Origin of the sequence: Sphingobium sp. ba1 (assembly GCF_000743655.1) — a bacterium.
GTDB lineage: Bacteria > Pseudomonadota > Alphaproteobacteria > Sphingomonadales > Sphingomonadaceae > Sphingobium.
The window spans coordinates 2,926,094-2,926,908 of the sequence record NZ_JPPQ01000069.1 but is presented as its reverse complement, the minus strand read 5'-3'; the positions used below and the strand labels follow the sequence as shown (position 1 = coordinate 2,926,908).

At 62.3% G+C, this 815-nt stretch carries 1 protein-coding gene; it reads left to right on the top strand.

Annotated elements, in window-relative coordinates; translation table 11 throughout:
* Nucleotides 1-75 precede the first annotated feature (75 nt).
* Nucleotides 76-815, top strand: a 740-nt coding sequence (locus IL54_RS17430) for a helicase HerA-like domain-containing protein (protein WP_037479088.1), incomplete at its 3' end; no start/stop codon positions are given.

The window sequence follows — 815 nt, the reverse complement described above, 5'->3', positions numbered from 1 at the left end:
AGGTGCCAAACTCTGCCTAATTTTCGTCACCCCCGCAGCTGTGGGGGTGACGTTTTTTTTTGGGGGCAGCGGCACATGAGCGACGGCATTTTCATCGGGCTGGGCGCGCCGGACAAGGATGGCGGCGTGCGCCAGTTGCTCAACCTGCGCCGCGCCAATCGCCATGGGCTGATCGCGGGGGCGACCGGCACGGGCAAGACGGTGACGTTGCAGGGGATTGCCGAGAGTTTTTCGGCGCTGGGCGTCCCGGTGTTCCTGTCCGATGTGAAAGGCGACCTGTCGGGCATTGCCATGGCGGGTTCGCCGACGTTCAAAAATGCCGACAAGCTGGTGGCGCGGGCGGCCGAGATCGGGCTGACCGACTATAGTTATAGCGACAATCCGGCGATCTTCTGGGATCTCTATGGGGAACAGGGTCATCCCGTTCGCACTACCGTCAGCGAGATGGGGCCGTTGCTGCTGGCGCAACTGATGGGGCTCAATGAAACGCAGGAAGGCGTGCTGACGATCGCTTTCCGCTATGCCGACGAGGAAGGGCTGCTGCTGCTCGACCTTGGCGATTTGCAGGCGATGCTGGCCTATTGCGCGGAGAATGCCGGGACGCTGTCGGCGCGCTATGGCAATGTGACCAAGGCGAGCGTCGGCGCGATCCAGCGGCAATTGCTGCAGCTCGAAGCCCAGGGCGGCGACCATTTCTTTGGCGAGCCTGCGCTCGACATCAACGACATGCTGCGGGTGGATGAGCAGGGGCGCGGCTATATCAACATATTGGCCGCCGATCGGCTGATGCAGAGCCCGAAACTCTATGCGACCTT